Here is a 20,642-nt window from a genome sequence, read left to right on the forward strand (position 1 = left end):
ATTGGTTCTTTTAGCTTGAAAAAAGGGAATCTTTATCAAAAATGGCCCGGGGTTTAACCCGGGCCATACAATAATAAGATTAATAAGAACTATTTCCTTACATAGGCTTCAAAATTGGCCAGACAAGGATAATCAGAACCGCTCAGTAAAGTAATCTTCACATATCGGATCGCTACCGGAGTCACCACGGCGAATGATTGTTCCGTAGTCACCGAAGGAGCAAAGTTCTTTAAGGAACCGCCGATATCTTCGAAATCAACACCATCCAGACTTCCCTCAATTCTAAAGGTATTAAAGCCCTGATTTGGGTCTGTATGGGCATTCAGACCAATCTTAGTGATCTTTTGTGCGGTTTTCATATCTACAATCAACCAGTGCGGGTAAGTGAGCATGGGCTCCACATTATAATCCGTTTGCCAGAAAGAAGGGCTGGAAGAAGTTAAACTCATCGTCTTCACATCATCTACAATATTGGCTGCACCATTAAGCTCATTGTCCTCATCATTGATTTCACTGGAAGCCGTCGCATTCCAGCCAATTTTGGGCAATTTCACTTCAGGGTACAAGATAGGAAGAATAGCCATTGCTCTGGTGCTAACGGCAGTTCCGCCAACATTAGAGATAAACACATTAAAAGTCGTTAAAGCCGCAATTGGGATGGATAATGTACCTGCTGCTTCCGAGCTTGTGGCCACAATTACCTCTCTAGGCACAGCGTCCTGGACATATTTAAATTTAAGATATACCGGTTTCTTCGCTGCATTAATCCAGTCAAACTTTGCGGCGCCCAATACTGCAGTAACCTCAATCGTACTAGCAACCGTCTCATAATTGGGATCCTCCGGTATTACCTCCACTTTTGGTGGCTCAACCGGTGCAATTGGCTCCACATTACTCTTTTTACATGACGCAATCGTCATAAGAGTACCTATCGCAAATAAATAAAGGCTCTTTCCTTTCATCGTATTCAAGTTATTTTTAACTATTCAGCTGTTAATTATTTTTTTAGGAATTCTATCTCATAGTTTGAAATCCATGATTTTCCTTCCATTCCCCATTTTTCATCTATCGGGATTTTCAACCAATAAAGGCAGAGCGCAGCCACATCCGGACTGGTTGGCACGATGGATACATCACCAAGAATCTGTTCCGTTCTGCTTACCGGAATATCATTCCCTAAAGCAGACCAGGCATTAGAACCGGCAACAGTCAGGTTATAACCCGTTGTTGCTTTATTACTAATTACTGAACCAGCACCATCATCAAATGGCCAGTATCCAACAAGGTTACTGTAGTTTGGGTGTTTGGTCACATCTTTCAGCGCCACATTTGCTTTAATAACCGCAGGGTCCAGGGCCACATTAAAATACTGCAGATCGGCAGCATAAAAATCAGAATAGGGCTTTGTTCCCTCTACACCACCTATTCTAAGCGGCGAAGTTGGGCTACTCAGGTTAATTGTACTGGCTATATTGGCCGTTGGCCCCGGGATACCGTCTGTAAATACAGAAGCAATCCTGGTATTGCCTACCGTTTTTACGGTAAACGTCAGGGTATGCCAGCCTTTATTGCCTACAGAAGTTCCTACCAATTGATTTTTCCCAGATCCACCAAACGCTTTACCTCCAAAAATTACCGCCCAGGTGCTGCCGTCATTCTGCAACATGGTCCAGCCGGTCATCGCATCACTCAGCAATGCCGTACCTTTAGAAAGAAATCTCGGATAGGTGGTAATCACATTAAACTTCATCTGTACCTGTACGGTAAAGTCTTTATTGCTACCTGCATCGTAAAGCCCATTGTCGTTCTTTACGGTTCCAACCATATCTACTTTCCCGAATCTCATCCCATTAAAGCCCACTTTTGTCAGGACTCCTTCTTTCAACGCAGGATTCGAAGCCACAATAAATCCTGCTTTAGGATTGGCTACTGTTCCTGCCCTGTTGGTGGTCACAATAATCAGCCAGTCTTCGGTATTAAAGTTCGGTCGCTTTTTTATCGCAGCAGTCATTTCAGCGATATAAGCATCTGTTTTCTCAATTGCCGCTTTATAAGCAGGAACACTTGCAGAATAACCACCCGCAGCACCTGCCGTTTCTACATCTTTAAAGCTAACCAGCACCAGACTCGGATTTTCTTTCGTTAACACATTTATTGTAGAATCTTTAATCAGCGCGTCATTTGACACTAAAATGCGGTGATCTCCTTCGATCAGGTATTTATTCAATGCCGCATCAGAAGTAATCACTGCCGTTTTCAACTCTGGTTTGATGTCGAGGATTCTCGACAACATATTTGGAAAATAAGCAGGTGTGCTGTGCTCATCATCCTCCGAAGGTGCCGGTCTGTAGCGGTCATCTATAATGCCGTGTGTAGTACTTGAAGCACCAGTGAGCAGACTTGCCCAGGTAGACTCTACGGTAGAAACCAGTTCCGGACTCCTGTTAAAACTATATTTTCCTGTTTTGATCAGGCTCATGATATTTGCCGGTGCAATTTTTTGCAATTCCGCGCCATCCGTTCCATCCATACTGATGAGTAGAATTCTCCGGGAAGGTTTCACCTCAATCGTTCCGTATTCTTCAAAATAAGGCGCTGGATTTGCGTATTTCTTACAGGCAGTAAAAGTACTGGCCAGCAGTAAAGCCATTCCGCAAAAGGCCAGTACCTTGTTTGTATTTTTATATTTCCTCATTATCTTATTTTCTAGCAATAAAAACCCTTAATTAATAAATGCGATTTCCGAAAGACAGGCATAGGAACCTGAAGACCACATGTCTTTAATAACCACCCTAAAGAACCTTGCTTTTTGCGCATCAGGAAAAATGTACCTGGTTGCTGTAGCCGCATCGGCAATCACAACCGTGCCCATTAAAACAAAGTTCACATTGTCCTGACTCACATAAACATCTGCCGTTTTTGGTCTTTGAGCACCAGAATTTGTTCTTGGTGTGAAGGACAAGCCTTTTGTAGAAACCTGTCTTTTCATGTCCATGTTAATGGTAAAAGGCTTCAGTGTTGGTGCAGTTGGCGTAGGATCATATTGCGAATGCCAGTAAGTCGCGGTATTCCCGTCAAACATACTGTTCACCGAACCTTCAGAACTTTGCGAAGAACTGGCCGTATACACCGGCACAATAGCTGCTGTACCGCCGGTTTGAGTAATCGGATTATACGTCCAGATCTGGGTGGTTAAAGCAGGGTAAAGGTTGGCAATTCTTTTTCTCGACAGGGAGCTGATTCTGATGTTATACGCATCAAAGAAAGTCTGTAAATCAAGTTTCGCAAATTCCGAGAACCGCTCATATACAAAATCCTGACGATCCTGATCATTCATCGAAAAACGCTCTGCATCTCTTGCTGCAGTATATAAATGAGTCATGGCACCATAACCCAGTTTCTCAAAAACCTGCACAAAAGGAAGGATGAAAAAGAAAGGATCTTTATTGTCATTAAAGTTTTTGGTCAGATCTGGTGTAGAGCTTACCGCTGCCCAGGCCAGGGCCTTAGGGAACTGCTCCAACACCGCAGAGTGTCTTGCGATAGTACCGTTTCTTCTGGCCCCTTTAAATACAAAAAGGTTATTGGTTGTTTCGCCTAAAGCGTCCCAGCTCCAGATTCGTGGTTGCTGACAATTGTGACCAATTTCATGAAAGAAACCCCAGTTACCACCATTTTTCAATTCAGAAAGTCTGGTAAATTCCGTAAACCAGTTGTCGTCCAGCTGTGCAACAAAAGGATAACCCGAGTGTGCATAACCTACAGAAGGCTGGATATCCAGGATCACGCGCCATGGTAAATCCGGACTTCTATGTTTAAAGTTAGAATTACCTGCTGTTAAGCCCATCCATTCATAGTAATCTTTGTCAATAACCACATCCCACTCTTTCATTAATGCCGTAGGATTTAATAACGGATAGCGGATAAACAAATCTCTTGGTAAGCTGAAGATCACGTTTTTACCTCTAAGCTCCAGCCATGGCACAGAAGATTCTACTACCGACTTTGCGAATTCCTCATCCGTAGTCTGGCCCAATACAAAATCAGGTGCTTTTACCACCCCTGTAAAGCGCATGTCTACCGGAGCTGCAATCGCTACAGAAGCATTGATATAAACCGTTCCACCATACAGGTTACGGATAAAGTTAGCACCCGGAAACAATTGCTTCCTGGTGGTGATTAGAGGATCTCTTCTTAGCGGCGAGAAAGCCGATAAGTTATCCGTATGGCCACCTACCTGAACGCTAAGTCCTTCGACGCCCGCAGGCACGATGATCCTGATCAGTTCACCGGCAGGAGCCCAAAAGCCCGTACTAAATTGTGGCTCAGGAGTCACGTTCATTCTCAACATCGCCGGTGATACATCCACAAAGTTGAAGTTCATTTGTAACTTCTCTTCCTTCAGACGAATCTCCTGAGGCTCCATTAAGCCCGGAAAAACACGGGCTCTGGGATACATACTACGATCGACCCTCGACATCGAGGTATCAATCTTTATATCCGTTGTCGGATTATCATTTGGTTTATTTGTTCCATCCTCAAAACTATAGCCATATTTTTTACAGGAGGCAAAGCTCAGGACTAAAATAAAACAGCTGATTTTGAATAAAATGTTAAAGCTTTTCATATTGAAAAATTAAATATTGTAAACAGTGGCGGCCCCTTAATAAGGCAGCTTTAGGTCAGTAAAAGTTGTTTTCCAGAGCTTTCCTTCCAGGGAAATTCCTGATGGTGCAGGAATATTCAGCCATTGATAAATGTGGTAAGGAATGTCTACGTTATTAGGCACAATCTTAAAGAAAGCATCAGAGATGCTGGCATCCAGATTTGGAGAATACTCACTGAAGGCAGTCCAGACGGCATTACCCACCATATTGAAGTTCCTACCCAATGCAACCGGCGCTTTATTGAACATCACCGTTCCTAAACCTTCAGCTAATGGCCAGTAACCAATCAGGTTATTGATATTCGGGTGATTCGGGTTTAAAACCGTACGACGGGAATTGGCGATAATCACCGCATCGGAAACCGCCACATTGAAGATCTGTAGATTACTAAAGGAAATATCAATGTCTCCTCCACCACCAGCAATATAACCAAGGATCAATGGAGCCGGAGAATTCAGACTACCGGCATCTTTAATCTCTATCGTTGCCTTTGATACCCCATCCGTAAAGATTCTTGCTTTACGTTTGTTGTCTGTATCTGTAAAAAACTTAGCCGTTAAGGTATGCCATAAGCCATCGCGGATTTTCCCGCCATTTGCCTGGAAATTCCCACCGTTTGCACGTCCTATATTCAGCTGCCAAACATCATATTCCAGGAAGAATACCCAGCCTGGTTTACCGATGGTAAAGCTTTCGCGCTTACCCAGAAGCGTTGGATAAATGCTGGAATTACTGTTAATTTTCACTCTGATATCAACGGTATAATCCCCTGTTGCGCCAAAATTGTACAACTCGTTATCACCACCAAGCACCGCTTGTCCTTTGTTATTTGTATTTCCTGTCAGTCGTGGCGCTATTCCTGTAAAAGGAATTTTATCGGAATCCGGTTTCGGGATAAAACTAGTGGCAAACCTTGGGTTATAGAAAACGATGAAATTATTGCGTAATGCATCTGCGTACACCGTTTTATCAGTCACCGTTGGATCCGGAGGCATTACCCCTCCTTTATTGGAAGCAATCACCACCAACCAGTTCTCCTCGGCAAAGGTCTTCCTTTTGGCAAGGGCAGCCATGATTTCACCGATATAAGTATCCAACTTCAGGATATTATTAACATAAACCGGGTTGGTTTCACTATAACCACTTTGCTGACCAGCAGTTTCTGCTGAACCAAATTCGCCCAGGACTAAAGTCGCATCCGGGTTTTCCAGCTCTGTGATCACGGCCGCTTTTACGCTTGCATCATTACCTGCAAAGATTTTGTTTTCTGTTGCATCGATGGTTAGGTTATTGGCAAAAGCAGGCGATGCACTGAAAGCTGCGGTTCTGGTTTTACCATTATTCTGCTGTTTCAGTGAAGAGAACACGCTTGGGTATTGCGCCAGTTTATTACCGGCAAAATCTTCCGTAGTGACGCCATGCTTAGCACGCGTTACGCCAGTGAGCATATTTGTCCAGGATCCCGCATTGGTGGTTCCCGTTCCGTCAAAATCACTAAGCGCATCAAAGGCATAAATCGACCTTTTATAAATCTGTGTCAGATTTGGTGCTTCGATCACTTTCAGTGCTTTTCCGCGAACGCCATCTAAAATCAGGTAAAGTACCTTTGCTTTTTTAGGGTTGATACCTGCGGTATCATTTTTAAAATCTTTCTGTAAAGTATTTGGAAAATCCTTATTGCAGGAAGAGCCTGCGATTAATACGCCAATCAATGCCACAAAGGAAAAGCATCCTCTCCTCCACTTCCCTGCCGTATTTTTTTCTATTCCGATCATATCAATATTCATTTATAAGGTGCAACAATTACTTAATTTCGACACGGACTACACTACCTACCCTTTTATTATCGAACTTACCGATGTAACCGGAAAGGATTACTGCTGGGTTCCCCAATGCAGAAGTCGTTTCAATTACAGTAGAGATCAAGCCCTGAAAGGTTCCTGTATTATTGTATCCGGCAGCAAGTGATCCATTCTGATTCAAGATCATAAAACCTTGTCTGACCACATTGTTATAAGTCTTAAACCCACCGGAAACAATGATCTTACCACTATTCAACTGATGTGCAAAAGTGACAATACCACCGGTTACAGGTCCTAAGTTGAACAGGTTATCCGTACTTCCGTCTTCATTTAACATGACGGCACCATTGCTGGGCTTACCATTAAAATTGCGGAACAAACCGGTGATCAGAATTTTTCGTTTCACACGGTTATAGGTGATTGAAGTGATGATATCATCTGCTCCGCTACCCGTATTAAAACTCTTATCCTGGCTACCATCTTCATTGATTCTGGTGATCCGGTTTGCACTGGCACCGTTGAAAGTTGAAAATTCACCGATGGCAACAATTTTACCATCTTCCTGCATAAATGCATCTGCAATCGAGCCATTAAGACCCGCCATCCCTTGTCGCGTGGCCAGATTAAAATTAAAGGTAGAATCCATGGTTCCATCGGCCTTCAATCTTGCCATCTGGTTCATTTTCGTCGCATCTATTCTTTTCTCTTCTCTGGTAGATCTTTCATAGAAGTAGCGGTAATAATGTGAAAAAGATCCCAATACCGTAATTTTGTTATTTCTAACAAATGATTTCCTGATGATACCATTCACCCCTCCATTAAAGGTGGCCACAGTATCATAGCCTTTCAAGGTATCTATTGGCGTTAAATTGATGACATTGACTCTCGAGGAATCTAAAGAACCATCGCTATTGAGGCGGGTAATGTTACTGATCCCTTCTCTGCGGTTATAACTATTGAGTAGACCTGCAACGATAAATTTCCCGTTATCCAGTCGGTTCACCGAGAACAAGGCGCCCATATCAGCGCCCTTGCCGGTATTTAAGGCCTGAAACTCCCCCTGTTTGCTCATCATAGAAACTCCATTTACCGGTTTTAATGCTGCTTTCCCATCAAAATCAGAAAACACGCCTACCATCAGGTAACTGTTATCAAAAGGAATCATCCCGTAAATCGGAGCATTTGCCCCGCTAACTACTTTAAAAGAAGCATCAATACTTAGTCGCCCTTCAATAGGAAAAGAGGGGCCGAAAAAAGTTTGTCCTTCAGCAACCACCGTAATTCCTCCTGTACTTGCAGTAAGTGGTACTTTAACGGTGATCGTACTATCTGTTAATTTTAAAACTTCCGTCTCGTTCTCATTTAAAAAGATTTTAAATTTCCCTTCAAATGCCCTTAGGCCGGTTACCTTAAAGGTGGCTTCCTCACCTTGGATTCCAGATTCGGGAATGGCTGATTCATTTGCAAATTTTATACCCAGTGGTTGTTTACCCCCCTCATAAGGATCTGCAATTTCTGTTACTTTCTTGCAGGAAGGCGTTGTTAAAACAGCCAATAGCAGGAGGCCGTACAGCGGCAGCATGAACCTTTTTGTATGAATTGATATCATCATTATTTCTATTAATATTCCTTTCTAAATAATCCTGTTTATTGTTTTGGAGAAATTCCGTTCGCAACGGCCAGCAAGACAAAATCATCTGCCTCGAAGCCAAAATACAGCGGGTACCTTACGGTGGTGAGCTTATCCTTTTTATCCTTAAAGGTGCTTATCCCCAAAATATTTAAAGCATGGATAATTCCATTGTTGGGTGCAATATCAGAACTGGCCACCTGTGCATAGTTCAAATAGCGGGTAGGCTGTGATAAGTCGGAGATATAAGACAAGACCAGCTGTCTGTATCCTGCATATTTAACCCCTGCGGCATCATTAAATACCACCCCGATATTCATGGTTCTATTCAGGTTCTCCTCCACATTTCCGTAGCCTTTATAGCCTTGTCCCGGAAAAGCAAGAATAGAGTTGGTATCAATCTGCTGATAATCTTTCAGGCGGTTAGTGCCTTTAAAAGTATAAAGTGCCAGCATCTGACGCCATACCACCGGCTTAATCTGCTCTAGCTGAGAAACGGTATCCCGGCCATTGTACCTTAAATATTGATTTAAACGCATCACTGATTTATGAACCAATGCACTTGGAGGTGCAAAAAAGGTCAGGTTCTCTTTCTCATAAATGTCATTCATTCCTGCCAGATTGATCACCCGAACCAGGGAGTCAAAATATACTGGTTTTGATTTCAGGTAGCTTAAGATACTCCCGTTATATTCGGCCTTATGCACACCGGTATCATAAAAATATTTGTCTTTATTACAGGCCGTCAACATCAATACGACTAGCAGTAAACTCAACAGTGGATTCTTTATTATTTTACACATATTTTCTTTATTAATAGCGTTAACTCCGCTGGTAATTATTTCCAAAAATCATTTAGCTTCATGTAAGGATTGTTGTTCATCGCGTCCTTATAAATCGGCCATGTCCATGCGCCCTGAATAAAATCGCTCACCGACATGACGGTAGACAAGTTAAATTTGGCATTCATGATGCGCTTGGTACGAACCAGGTCATTGTAATAATGTCCTTCGCCCATGAGTTCGCGACAACGTTCCCTGTAGATATCATCCTTCAGGTCCGATCCTGTGGTGGTGATTTGTGAGGCATTGGCTCTGGTTCTGATCATATTAACCAGGCGTTGCGCTTCGCCAACATCTTCCGTTTCAGCAGCTGCTTCTGCAGCCAGTAAAATGGCATCAGCATAACGGAATACAATGATGTTATCGTCATTTCTTACCGCGGTTCCTTCCCCACCATACACATTGATGAATTTTAAAAACTGAAAGCTCGCATCCCCGCTAAAAGGTTTATTAAACCAGGTGGTCAAACGCTTGTCTGGTCCTCCACTCGTAGGGTAAAGCGATTCCATGTATTTGGTGGTATAATAAGCCCTGTTGGTGGTCTCCCTAATCGTTCCGCGATACGGATAGTAAGTCATCAGATTCGCTAAGTTTGACCTTACATTGAAAAACTCCCCGTAGTTAGAATTCTGAAGCACTTCAAAAAGACCTTCTTTGGTACGTCCTTTAAATATTTGTTTGCTTTTTTCTAAGGGCAGCAATTCATAGACCCCCGGATTCGCCAGTAACTCGGCGCCCAGCTTTTGCGTTTCCACATAATGCGCGGTGGCTTTCCCCGAATCAAAAGCCGCAGCCCACATATTCAGGTGCATCAATAAAGCCAATGCACTACCACGGGTGGCTCTGATGGCTACGATAGACTGATCACCATAGCTCCATGGCAAATCTTCTTTTACCGCTTTCATATCCGCGATACATTTTTCTAAAACCTCTACCATGGGCATTCTTGCCAAAGGAGCAGTATGGTAAGCCTCCGTATAATAAGGGACATCACCGTATAACCTTACCATAAATAAATAGCTCAGGTTTCTCATGAAAACGGCCTCAGCACGGTAACGCTTCTTATCGTTCTCCGAAAAAGTAGCCGTAGGGATATTATCTACCTGCACAGTAAGAATATTGGCTGCCTGGATGATGTCATAAAACTTCTTCCAGTTGGTCATGTTATAATAGCCATAACCCCCTCCTTGTTTATCACCGGAAATACTCCAGTCCTCCTCCTTTTGCAAGTTCCTGATATTGCCCGCCGCCAGGATGTTCAAATGCTTGTCAATCGCCTCAATCGGGGCATTTCTAACATCAAAAGTTAAGTAAAAAGACTTGGCATCATTTCCGGCTACCTTAGCTCTGAATTGTTGGTATAAGCCTGAGGTAAATGCTTCAACATCCTTTTTATTTTGCCAGTAGTTGTTCCCGGTCAGGTTATCAATAGGCACTACATTTAGAAATTTCTTACAGCCTGAGAACAGTGCAACACTGCAACTAAGCCCGATTATTATATATTTTATATTTTTCATCATTAAATAGGATTGAAGATTAGAACTGAATATTTAAACCGAAGGTGTAAGAACGGCTATTTGGATATCCTCCTGAATCATCTCTACCCAGGGCATCTACACTTTCCGGATTCGGACCAGAATAATTGGTAAACGTATATAGGTTTCTTCCGGTCAGGTAAAGGCGTAATCCGGTAATTCCGATTCTTTTTGTCAATTCCTTTTTGAAGGTATAACCGAAAGTCACATCATTAATTTTCAGGTAAGAACCATCTTCCTGGAACAAGGTCTGGTCGTAACGGAATGGTCTGACCACTTCCTGACGGGTATAATCAAAAGGATTAGGGAAAGCCGCAATATCACCTGGATTATTCCAGAAATTGTAGCCCCAAAGCGGTGTTAATGATTTCTGTTCCGTTGGTTTACCAAAATTCTGGAAACGTTGTGCCGCAGCATTGTTCAGGATATCTCTTAGATAAGTATAGGAAAGGTTGATATTTAAACTAAACTGTTTGTAAATCATGGTTGAGTTAAAACCACCCACCATGGACGGTTGTGCCGTACCAACAGAGACTAAATCCTGATCATTCGATACATAATCCCCGTTTAAATCTGTCCATCTTGGATCACCAGCCTGGAAATACTGTACATTACCACCAGTTCCGGTGCGGTACCTTAATCCGGTAATCGGATCTACAGGAACATCACTGGTATTGGCATAGACCCCATTTGAATTCATCAATACATTAGACAGCGTATTTCTACCTAAACGGTATAAAATATTCTGACCGGTATTCGCATCTTTCACCATAAATTGTCTTACCCCATCTGGTAAACCGGTTAGGATTTCCCTGCGGTAATCACCATTCACACCAATCGTCCAGTTCAATTTGCTGGTTGCAGGAAGTGGTTTAAAGGAAACGGCAAGCTCATAACCACGAACCATAAAGCTCATCTCATTGGTAGAAATCTTTTCGAAAGAGTTCATCGTTGCCAGCTCTTTTCCTCTCAACTCATTGTCTACATATTTCCAGTAGGTATCGAAAACAACACTTACTTTATTCTGAAACACACTCGCATCGAAACCAAGATTGTAAGTAGTCGTAGATTTTGGCTCTAGTGCAACGTTAGGCACTGTTTTTAAGTCCAGACTAACGGTAGGGTTGTTGTTATAATTTCCCGAAGAAACGTAACGGCCATACACATCATAAATCGTTCCTGTAGGCACAATGTTACTACCATAACTTCCTCTTAGGGAAGCGTAATCTAACCAGCTCACTTTAGACAGCCAATCTTCCTTACTAAAGTTCCATCTTACCCCAACGGAAGGATTTTTAGCATAACCAGATTCCGGTCCATTCGTAGAGGTTCCATCCAGACGGTAACTTAAATCCAACACGTATTTCTGCATGTAGTTATAAGAGAAGGATCCTGCAAAAGCAACAGAACGTTTGTCGAAGAAATTGTCTAAGGTTCCACCCGGAGAAAAGGGATAGCCATAGCCCATCGTAGGCCCCTGGATATAATCATTTACCGTATTTTTGTTCATCATGGCATCTGCCGAGAACTTGGTAGAGGTAAGCTCATTAAATAAAGTAGCATTGATATTATGTTTTTCATCAATCGAAAGATTGTAAGCCAAAGTATTTCTGTTGTATAAGGCTACTTTCTTCTCGTTGTACAGGTAAAGCTGACCGGCATTGTTATTAATGGCCGCAGGGATAAAATTATCTTCTGTTCCGGAAGCATACGTATAACTAAAGCTGGTAGAAGCTGCCAGATTTTTTAAGAACTCATATCTTAAGTCCATATTGGCCACCATATTGATGGATTTATTCTCATTTTGCGTTTGCTTATTCGCCAATACAGCATTCACCGAAGTGTATTGAGAAGGAGCCGGCAATAAAGAGGATTGGTTACCGCCATCGGCCGCCTTGGCTTGCAATAAGCCGTTTCCACTCCCTTTACTGTTTTTAGCCAGGGCATTACTAATACTGGCAAACATCCTGAACTTCTGACTTGGCTGATATTGCATGTTCATATTTAAACTCACACGACTCAGCCCTGTGTTCTCCATAATCCCTTTTTCATCGTAATAACCGGTGTTCACTTTATAGTTAAAAGTGTTGTCACCACCAGAGATGTCTACGTTGTGCGATTGGTTATAGGTAGTGCGGTAGAAATAAGACTGCCAATCGGTTGCATTGTTGTAAAAAGCATTTAAACTATCTGCTAAGAAAGGACTGCCACTGATCGTTTCCATGGCGTGATAATAACTGCTGTCATTAGCCCTGATCTGATTGATACGCATATCACGTTCTCCCCTGCCACCGATTACATTCCTTAATTTTGGAACCGTATTCATGAAATAGTTGGATACATATTTGATAATCGGCACTTTCGAATTTCCACGTTTGGTGGTGATCAGGATAACCCCATAGGCACCACGAGAACCGTATAATGCGGTCGCCTGTGCATCTTTAAGGATCTCTATTCTTTCCACATCTTCCGCTGGAATCAGGGATAGCGGGCTAATCCCCGGGCCCGACTGCTGAAAACCGTAGTCAAAATTATTCGTGTCTTCGATTGGCACCCCATCCACTACAAATAATGGCGATGTTGGTGTTAAGAAGGCAGAACCACCGGATTCTGAAACATTGATACTGGATAAACCACGCAAGTTGATCGATCCACGCATCCCCGGAGAACCATTGTTGTTCTGCACGTTTAATCCCGGAACTTTACCCTGAATTAACTCCATCAGATTGGCAACAGGTACATCCTGGATCATTTTGGCGGTAATCACCACACTTGATCCTGTACTCGTTTCTTTTGTTTTAGTTTGATAACCAATGATCACCGTTTCTTTTAACGCACTTTGCTCTTCCGCTAAGTAGACGTTCATTTTTGATTTCTCATCGGCTTTTTTTCTGACTGTTGTATAGCCTATATACTTAAAAAACAACTCTGCATTTTCCGGAACACGGATGGTAAATTGTCCCTTTTCATTCGTTATTCCCACACTTTTCAATGGGCTTCCGGACTGGATGTTGACGCCGGGCATGCCCATTTTCTCGGCCTTATCAAAAACAGTTCCCTGTACTACAACCTGCTTCTGCTGCGCAAATACCTCTGTATTAAAGCCGCAGAACAGGAGTAAAGAAAACACTATAATTAGATACTTCATCTCTGATTTATATTAAAAATTAGAACCTTGGTTAGTCATTGGTGAATTTTGGACGCTCTCCTTTAAACTTGAAGATGATTTCCCAATCTCCACGTTCATAGATACTGAAGTCAAGCGCCATATAAGCCTTGATCAGAGAATTACCGCGACCCACTCTTTCGTAACGGAAAACGGCTCTGGATCTACTCCCGCTTGAATTGGTATATATGGTAGGAAATTCTACGGAAGGGATAGGATAAGACACGTCATATTTCACATATTCAGGCGTCATTTTCATGTTAAAACCATGCACCAGTTCAGTCCATTTGGTGGTGCTAAACAAGGCCGGATCCATCGTATTGTTCAGGGAATCTTTAAACTTGAAGGTCAGGGAGTTTCCCGTATCATTCACTTTGTTAAAAACAGCTTCAATATCATAAGGACTAATAAAATTGCCTCTTTTCTCCCCTTCCATATTACGGATTTCCGACATGCCTACGCCTACTGATTGTGCCTGTCCGGTAATCGGATCCTGGTTAGATGGTTCAAAAGCGCGCTCTCTGTAAGGGATCAGTTTAAAGTCTTTAAAGTATCTTCTACCACCGGAATTGCTCACTTCCACATCAAACACATAGCCCGAATCCGGACGTGCCCTGATAAAGGAAGCACTGGAGTTTGCCCACATCAGAAACTGACCGGAATGCTTGCGGATTTCAAAAAGCGGATGATTTTCTATCTTTCTTTTCTCTTCAATTTCTGCCAGTGATTTCTCGGTCCCGGTATAGGCTTTTGTCCATACTTTAACCGGAAAATTTTCTGTCAGCTCAGGCGCGGCAGAACCGTCTCTTCTGCGCAAATTGATGATCTTAAAATCCAGTGGCAGGCCAGAACCTGTTCCTGAATTAAAATTTTCGGTAAAAAGGGTATTGCGCCCTAAAGTAGGGCTGTAAATTGTGGAGGTAAAAATTGCATCTGCCCCCAGCGCCAAACGATCATCAGGAAGGTCCTTTTTGCAGGATACAGTCAGCAGGACTGCAATCCCCATAAAAAACATATAGCATGATGTTAAGGAGTATTTATTGTTCATGTCTTATGGCCTTATTTATTAATTCTTTTAGTAAATTCATTAAAGCCAAATTCATGGCTGGGTGCCAGAACGTTGACAATTGCATTGTGCGTCAGGACGTTCACCGCATTGGTAGGGCTACGCTGCCAGAATTTCACGAAAATCGATCCTCTGGGATCACTGTAAGTTAAAATCTGAGGTCCGCCATTGATCAATCCTGAAGCACTCGCTTTTTCGAAAAGGATGTGCATTGGATAACCATGACTGATGGTCGTCACGTGTACACCATCGGAGTAGCCCTGATAATCTGCCGATCTTTTTTTACCGGCCAGCAGGTATTTACACACCATGGTATCCAGCTCTGCCAGATCCGCATTAGCCAGATAGATTGGCGCTTTCAGCTCCATCTTTCTCATGACATTCAGGTTCTTAATGGCCGCTTCAAAGCTCTTGTTGGTCACTGCAAAAACCGTCAGGTCTTTGTTTGTCAGGGAGTCCTGCAAAGCAGGAAGGCGGTTAAGCACCAATAAAAGAGAGTCGAACATACCGGTTTGCGACTTAAAGTAAGCCATCGTATTCCCATCAAATTCCTGACTCTTGTTTTCATAGTCGTAATAGGTCTTATCCACTTTTTTACAGGCCGGCAGGATCATGAAAAGGCATAAGGCCATCATAACCGGGAGAAAAAAGAGATTTTTTATAGTATTTTTCATTACAATTTATTTAAGGTGATGAACTGAAAGGGCTTAATTCCAGTAACTATTTTGAACGATCCTTTTATTGGCATTCAGGACATCCTTTGATATTGGCCAATAGATTCCGTTTTCATCCAGGATTTTATTAAAGGCAGGGTTGTTACGTTTAATCCGGTTGTACCTCACCAGGTCATACCATCTCCATCCCTCACCCATCAGCTCTCTTCTGCGTTCCGCAAAAATGGCATCCAGGACATCGTCAGAAGAACCAATTGGAAAGCTCGTGATACCGCGTTTTGCAGTAGCCGTATTTAAGGCCTCAATTGCTTCATTTCTAAAGCCAAGTACCGCCAGCGCTTCTGCTCTCAGCAGGGTTAATTCTTCCAGTCGGGTAAACAATACGGCAGAACTGAACACCGCATAAGTTCCGTCGTTGCCAATATCTCCGTTCTGGACTACCGCAATCTTTTTGAAAATCGGTTTCTCGGTATTGAAGTTGACGAAGTAATTGGTACGGAATAATTTTGTAACCGTATCTAATCCAAAACGTAGATCTTTTCTGTCTTTAAAGGCCGAAAGAATCGTGTCTTTAGGCACATACATATCTGGTGTTGGCTTACGGATAATCGGAGCGGCTAAAGTAAGCTGCTCAATATGACCGTTTGCCGTAGCTTCACCATTTCCATATTCAAAGGCGAAACCGACAATCTGTACTCCCCTTTTAAAGGCAAAAGGACTGTTCCATCCGTTTTCAGTCAGGTCATCCATATCGATGTATTTAGGGGCAGACTGGGTACCATCTTTCTGGTAATTGTCCATGATAAACTTGGTGTATACCTCAGTTTCCGTGTATCTTCCCTGCCATGCTGTGATGTGCGACATGATCCCATAAGCGGAGATTTTAGTCAGCAATACACCATTCCAGTAATCACGGTTTTTACCATAATAATCACCTGGAAGCTGAGGATCTGCCAATCCGTAATAGATCGGTAAAGTCTTTGCCGCGGCCAGCAGTTCAGCTTCTGCAAATGCCAGCACTTTTTTCTGGTCAGTTCTTTCATGCTCTTCAAACTGTCCATCGTGTGAAGAAGTGATCAAAGGAACATCGCCCCAGATCCGTACCATATAGAAATAAGCGAAAGCCCTTAAAGCTCTTGCCTGCGCGATATCCACGTCATTATTTACTTTGGTATAGCGTTTATCCTTCGCCAGGATTTCACCTGATCTTTCAATGAACAAACTGGTTGCATTGATCACCGAGTAAAATCTACGCCAGTTGGTAATTTCATTCATGATGGGATAAGAGGCTTTCAAATCTCCACGAATGATGGCTTTCAAATCAGACCTGTTGGTGGCCTGAAAATCTCCTTGTCTCAAATCGCCCATTAACCAGTGGGTATTGTTACTGGCCATCGCGGTACGCATTAAAGCATACATTCCCAACACGCCGGATAAGCCATCTTCAAGGGTAGTCCACTGAGTTTCTTCGGTAGATAACCTGGTGGATCGCACATCCAATGCTTTTTTACAGGAGAAGTTCATTGACATCACTGCCAGTAATAATAAAGCGGTTACGGCTTTATTAAAATTTGTGTTCCTGTTTATAAAATTTATCATCTTATTTATTCTATTTAAAACTATAAATCAAACTTTACCCCAAGTGTGTACGTTCTCGGAATAGCCATTCCGTAACCATTGTACATACCGGTATAATCAATTAGTTCGGGATCACCACCGCTGAAAGAAGTCAGTGTAAGTAGATTGTTGGCAGTCACATAGACATAGATTCTTTTTACATCTGCTTTCATGTTTTTGATGGCCTTTGTTTTGGTCAGGTCATATCCAAGAGACACGGTTCTTAATTTTACATAAGAAGCATTCTCTAAAAAGATGTCCTGATCGATACGGTAAGGGATTACATCACTCCATGGGTTATAAATCGGGTAACTTTTCGCGTTACTGCTAAGCTGCCAGGAGTTTACCTCTCTGATGGAACCGATGTTATTAGAGTTTTCTCTGTTGATAAAATCGTAACGGTTGGCATCATATTGATTCAATGCTTTTTGTCCGATTGCCGCAAAAACCTGTAAAGTCAGGTCAACACCTGCATAGCTGAACTGGTTAGTCCATCCGGCAGTAAACTTAGGAAGACGGCTACCTTTCAATACCTTATCGGCATCGTTAATCACGTAGTCGCCATTCTGATCTTTCCAGATCGGGTCACCAGCTTTCAGCGTATTTCCATCAAAGGTTAAAGGACGTCCATTAGCCGGATTTACCGGAATATCAGTCGCATTGTTGAAAATGCCTTTGTTTTCGTACAACCAGAAGGCACCGATAGACTCCCCTACTTTAAGTAAGCGATCTCCGATAATCAACTCCTTTAAACCATTCGGTAAAGCCGTCAGTTTATTTTTATTGAAGTTCAGGTTGAAACCTGAAGTCCAGTTTAGCCCCAGGCTATTTTTCAAAATTTCTGCATTCACCGTCAGGTCTATCCCTGTATTGCGCACATCCATTCCGGTTGCATTGATACTTTCGTAGCCACTTTCTGTAACCAACGGTAAGTTCAGTACCATTCTTTTATCGTCTTTCTGGTAGAACGTGATGCCTCCGTTTAAGCGGCCTCCTAAGAAACTACCGTCTAAACCAAGGTTAAACTGATCTACAAAAGGAAGTCCGATGCCATAACCCACCCATCCGGAAGTATAGGGTCTCATGATACCAGCAAAACCACCATAGGTAGGTATAGTTGGCTCTTCATTCCATCCCATATTTACTCTGTACTGCGGGCCACCGGCGAAACGATCGTCGTTAAATGGTTTCATAATTCTAGACCATGAAGCGGTTAACTTCAAATCATCGAACAAATTATTTGCGGTTAAGAACTGGTTTTTAAGGCTCCATTCTGCACCAATTGCAGGCGTTACCATCCAGCGGCTATCTGGTTGTCCGTTAGAAGAACCATCATTTCTTAAACTCCCTCTCAGGATTAACAAGTCTTTAAACTGGTACTTTGCAGCGCCATAAAAGGAAATCAGTTTGCTTTTTTCACGGTCATTGAAACGGGACACATAGAACCCGCCATATGGAGATTCTAAATAATCATCCTTATGATCTCTGTTACCATCTACCTTATTGATCTTGATAAAATCGTTAGGTCCGTTATAAGCTTTTGCATAGTTATATTTATAGGTATCATTCTGTAAAGACTGGCCCAGTTCGAATTCAAAATGGTGGTCTCTGTTTAAATCATATTTATAACTGAAAGCATTATTAAAAATGACGCGTTGATTGTAACCGAAATAATTGGAAACAAAGTTATTGTCCTCCATTAAAGTAGAAGGGAAGAAAGCATCTCTGGTGCCTTCCATATAATCAAAAAGCAAGCTGGTGGTGAAATTGATTTTGTTCAGTTTCACCGTCAATGCTACTGCTCCCTGTAAAAGGGTATTGGTATTCTCGTCGATTACCTTGGTATACTCATCGAGAAAGCTTTGGTAAAGTGCTTTATTAGGAGACAGTGGGGTGGTGAAATCCGTCAGGTAAGTAGTTTCTCCGAAACGATCTCTCACACTTCTGTTTCTGTTTCTGTCTAGTCTGGTGGCATTGATCTTTGTAGATAAAGTAAGCCATTCAAAGGGTGCCATATTGATTTGAAATCCGGCAGTATAGCGATTTAAAGCAGTTTCATCTGCATTTCCGGCACTACGGGTATTACCACCAAAAAACCGGAAGTTTGCACGTTCCGATCCACCGGTTAAGCTTAAATCAAGGGAGTAAACAGGGGCCGTTTTGAAATACAGGTCATTCCAGTTAGAAGGGCCGTAATAATCGGTACTCGTTGAATCCCTTAAGTAACCTACATAGTTAGCACGGTCATCGGCAGTGGCATATTTCTGGTAAAAAGGCTTGCGAAAGGCGTTTTCATAAGCACCATTCACGGTGTTCACCTTACTGGATTGAACCATCCCGAAATAACTGTTCATACTGATTTGACGCGGGCCGGATTTGGCGTTTTTAGTGGTGACCCAGATTGCGCCATTTGCCGCGTTAGGGCCTAGTTTAGCCAGGGCAACGGGGTCTTTGATCACCTCAATAGAGTTCACATCGTTGATGTCTATAAAGGATAAAAGGTTGGTAGCAGGGCCAATACGGTTGAAATCGTATTTTTGGATTTCAAAAGAAAAGGGATTGTCCTGTGTTAAGGGAATCCCATTTAAGTATACTGCAGGTTGTACAGCATACATGTCTCTTCTGCTGAAAATCGGGGCAGAAAGCCCTCTGATCAACATACTTTGTTCAGCGCCGGGCTCTCCGGTGGTTTCCTGAACGTAAACTCCGGCAACATTTCCTTTCAGCATTTGCTGTAGCGAAACATTCGGACTTAAAGCAACCACTTTGATGTTGACAGAATCCCGGGTTCCTTTGAGGATCGCGGAGTTACTGATTTTCTTGGATATTGCTTTCTCTATCCTTTTTAACTCCACAGAGTCTTCGGGCACCGTATCCTGTCTTATGAGAATACTGTGGTAATTCAGGGGAGCGGTAGGACGCGCCTTTGCCTCTGCCTTTAAAAAACAAAGCGCAGAAACCAGGACCGCAAAGAACACACTCGCAATAATTCGGACCATTTTCATTCGTATTATTTAATTATTAGATTGTTAGCTTAGTTAAGTTCCCGTGTAGGATAAATCAGGCCATAGAAATCCACTAACCACAAAATATTGTGGAAGGGGTTAATCATTAAAAAATCTTCTTGTTAAATAATAAAGCCCAAAAAAGAATAGGATAGAGATGGGTTAATTATCTAATTTGATAATGGAATAACCTGATTGTTCTATTTTTAAATGGATTTTAAATCTGGATCAAACAATTTAGAGGCAATTGCTGAGGTTGAGTAAAAATTGTAATCATAGTTAGTTTGGTTTAGGTTGTTGGTTAGGTTAGTTGTAACATATTTTGCCAAAATGTCTTTTCAGTGGCATTCGTATAGCTATCCTAGTGTTGCAGAATATGTTATTCTGGTGGTTGGTCAACAGCTAAGGATTATGTAATACTTAATGAAAGCAATTTAGAATAATTAAATCGCCACTCTCTTGAAAATGACAGCGCAAACGTTTGATTAAGCCTTAATTATCGCAACAACAGTATTCCATACCAAGAAATTAAAGATTTAATTTCAAATGATTATGTATAATTACATTATTATTAAATCTTATCCCTGAATTAGTATTATAGAAACAACTATTAAAATAGTATCCAGACCGCTCTTATT

The 20,642-nt window shown here is 42.2% G+C and carries 12 protein-coding genes; all 12 read right to left on the minus strand.

Annotated elements, in window-relative coordinates:
- Positions 1 to 89 precede the first annotated feature (89 nt).
- From R2Q66_RS05625 to R2Q66_RS05680, 12 genes are read right to left on the minus strand one after another with little or no spacing between them, the layout of a single operon-like run.
- Positions 90 to 962, minus strand: a complete 873-nt coding sequence (locus R2Q66_RS05625; RefSeq protein ID WP_316747022.1) for a discoidin domain-containing protein — start codon at positions 960 to 962, stop codon at positions 90 to 92.
- A gap of 35 nt (positions 963 to 997) precedes the next feature.
- Entirely contained in the window at positions 998 to 2,695 is a 1,698-nt protein-coding gene (locus R2Q66_RS05630) for a DUF4983 domain-containing protein (protein WP_316747023.1), read from the minus strand.
- Positions 2,696 to 2,722: 27 nt separating this feature from the next.
- Positions 2,723 to 4,627 carry a M60 family metallopeptidase gene (locus R2Q66_RS05635; protein WP_316747024.1) on the minus strand — a complete coding sequence of 635 codons (1,905 nt, stop codon included), beginning with the start codon at positions 4,625 to 4,627 and terminating at the stop codon, positions 2,723 to 2,725.
- A 36-nt stretch (positions 4,628 to 4,663) separates the two neighbouring features.
- Complete coding sequence (locus R2Q66_RS05640) at positions 4,664 to 6,442, minus strand: DUF4983 domain-containing protein (RefSeq protein WP_316747025.1); 1,779 nt, start codon at positions 6,440 to 6,442, stop codon at positions 4,664 to 4,666.
- A 28-nt stretch (positions 6,443 to 6,470) separates the two neighbouring features.
- Complete coding sequence (locus tag R2Q66_RS05645; RefSeq protein ID WP_316747026.1) at positions 6,471 to 8,081, minus strand: DUF5008 domain-containing protein; 1,611 nt, start codon at positions 8,079 to 8,081, stop codon at positions 6,471 to 6,473.
- Positions 8,082 to 8,116: 35 nt separating this feature from the next.
- The gene (locus R2Q66_RS05650) at positions 8,117 to 8,902 is read right to left on the minus strand and encodes a hypothetical protein (RefSeq protein ID WP_316747027.1); all 786 of its coding nucleotides are present in this window, start codon (positions 8,900 to 8,902) and stop codon (positions 8,117 to 8,119) included.
- Positions 8,903 to 8,937: 35 nt separating this feature from the next.
- Complete coding sequence (locus R2Q66_RS05655) at positions 8,938 to 10,461, minus strand: RagB/SusD family nutrient uptake outer membrane protein (protein ID WP_316747028.1); 1,524 nt, start codon at positions 10,459 to 10,461, stop codon at positions 8,938 to 8,940.
- Between the two features lie 16 nt (positions 10,462 to 10,477).
- Entirely contained in the window at positions 10,478 to 13,624 is a 3,147-nt protein-coding gene (locus tag R2Q66_RS05660; RefSeq protein WP_316747029.1) for a SusC/RagA family TonB-linked outer membrane protein, read from the minus strand.
- A gap of 31 nt (positions 13,625 to 13,655) precedes the next feature.
- Entirely contained in the window at positions 13,656 to 14,690 is a 1,035-nt protein-coding gene (locus R2Q66_RS05665; RefSeq protein ID WP_316747030.1) for a DUF5007 domain-containing protein, read from the minus strand.
- Between the two features lie 11 nt (positions 14,691 to 14,701).
- A complete protein-coding gene (locus tag R2Q66_RS05670; RefSeq protein ID WP_316747031.1) occupies positions 14,702 to 15,382 on the minus strand; it encodes a hypothetical protein in 681 nt (226 codons plus the stop codon).
- A gap of 33 nt (positions 15,383 to 15,415) precedes the next feature.
- The gene (locus R2Q66_RS05675; protein ID WP_316747032.1) at positions 15,416 to 16,981 is read right to left on the minus strand and encodes a RagB/SusD family nutrient uptake outer membrane protein; all 1,566 of its coding nucleotides are present in this window, start codon (positions 16,979 to 16,981) and stop codon (positions 15,416 to 15,418) included.
- A 20-nt stretch (positions 16,982 to 17,001) separates the two neighbouring features.
- A complete protein-coding gene (locus R2Q66_RS05680) occupies positions 17,002 to 20,004 on the minus strand; it encodes a SusC/RagA family TonB-linked outer membrane protein (protein WP_316747033.1) in 3,003 nt (1,000 codons plus the stop codon).
- Positions 20,005 to 20,642 lie beyond the last annotated feature (638 nt).

The sequence above is a fragment of the Pedobacter gandavensis genome (genome assembly GCF_032677645.1).
Lineage (GTDB): Bacteria > Bacteroidota > Bacteroidia > Sphingobacteriales > Sphingobacteriaceae > Pedobacter > Pedobacter gandavensis_A.

Coding starts and splice junctions, on each gene's coding strand:
- R2Q66_RS05625 (WP_316747022.1), bottom strand. CDS start 962: ATGAAAGGAAAGAGCCTTTATTTATTTGCGATAGGTACTCTTATGACG.
- R2Q66_RS05630 (WP_316747023.1), bottom strand. CDS start 2,695: ATGAGGAAATATAAAAATACAAACAAGGTACTGGCCTTTTGCGGAATG.
- R2Q66_RS05635 (WP_316747024.1), bottom strand. CDS start 4,627: ATGAAAAGCTTTAACATTTTATTCAAAATCAGCTGTTTTATTTTAGTC.
- R2Q66_RS05640 (WP_316747025.1), bottom strand. CDS start 6,442: ATGATCGGAATAGAAAAAAATACGGCAGGGAAGTGGAGGAGAGGATGC.
- R2Q66_RS05645 (WP_316747026.1), bottom strand. CDS start 8,081: ATGATGATATCAATTCATACAAAAAGGTTCATGCTGCCGCTGTACGGC.
- R2Q66_RS05650 (WP_316747027.1), bottom strand. CDS start 8,902: ATGTGTAAAATAATAAAGAATCCACTGTTGAGTTTACTGCTAGTCGTA.
- R2Q66_RS05655 (WP_316747028.1), bottom strand. CDS start 10,461: ATGATGAAAAATATAAAATATATAATAATCGGGCTTAGTTGCAGTGTT.
- R2Q66_RS05660 (WP_316747029.1), bottom strand. CDS start 13,624: ATGAAGTATCTAATTATAGTGTTTTCTTTACTCCTGTTCTGCGGCTTT.
- R2Q66_RS05665 (WP_316747030.1), bottom strand. CDS start 14,690: ATGAACAATAAATACTCCTTAACATCATGCTATATGTTTTTTATGGGG.
- R2Q66_RS05670 (WP_316747031.1), bottom strand. CDS start 15,382: ATGAAAAATACTATAAAAAATCTCTTTTTTCTCCCGGTTATGATGGCC.
- R2Q66_RS05675 (WP_316747032.1), bottom strand. CDS start 16,981: ATGATAAATTTTATAAACAGGAACACAAATTTTAATAAAGCCGTAACC.
- R2Q66_RS05680 (WP_316747033.1), bottom strand. CDS start 20,004: ATGAAAATGGTCCGAATTATTGCGAGTGTGTTCTTTGCGGTCCTGGTT.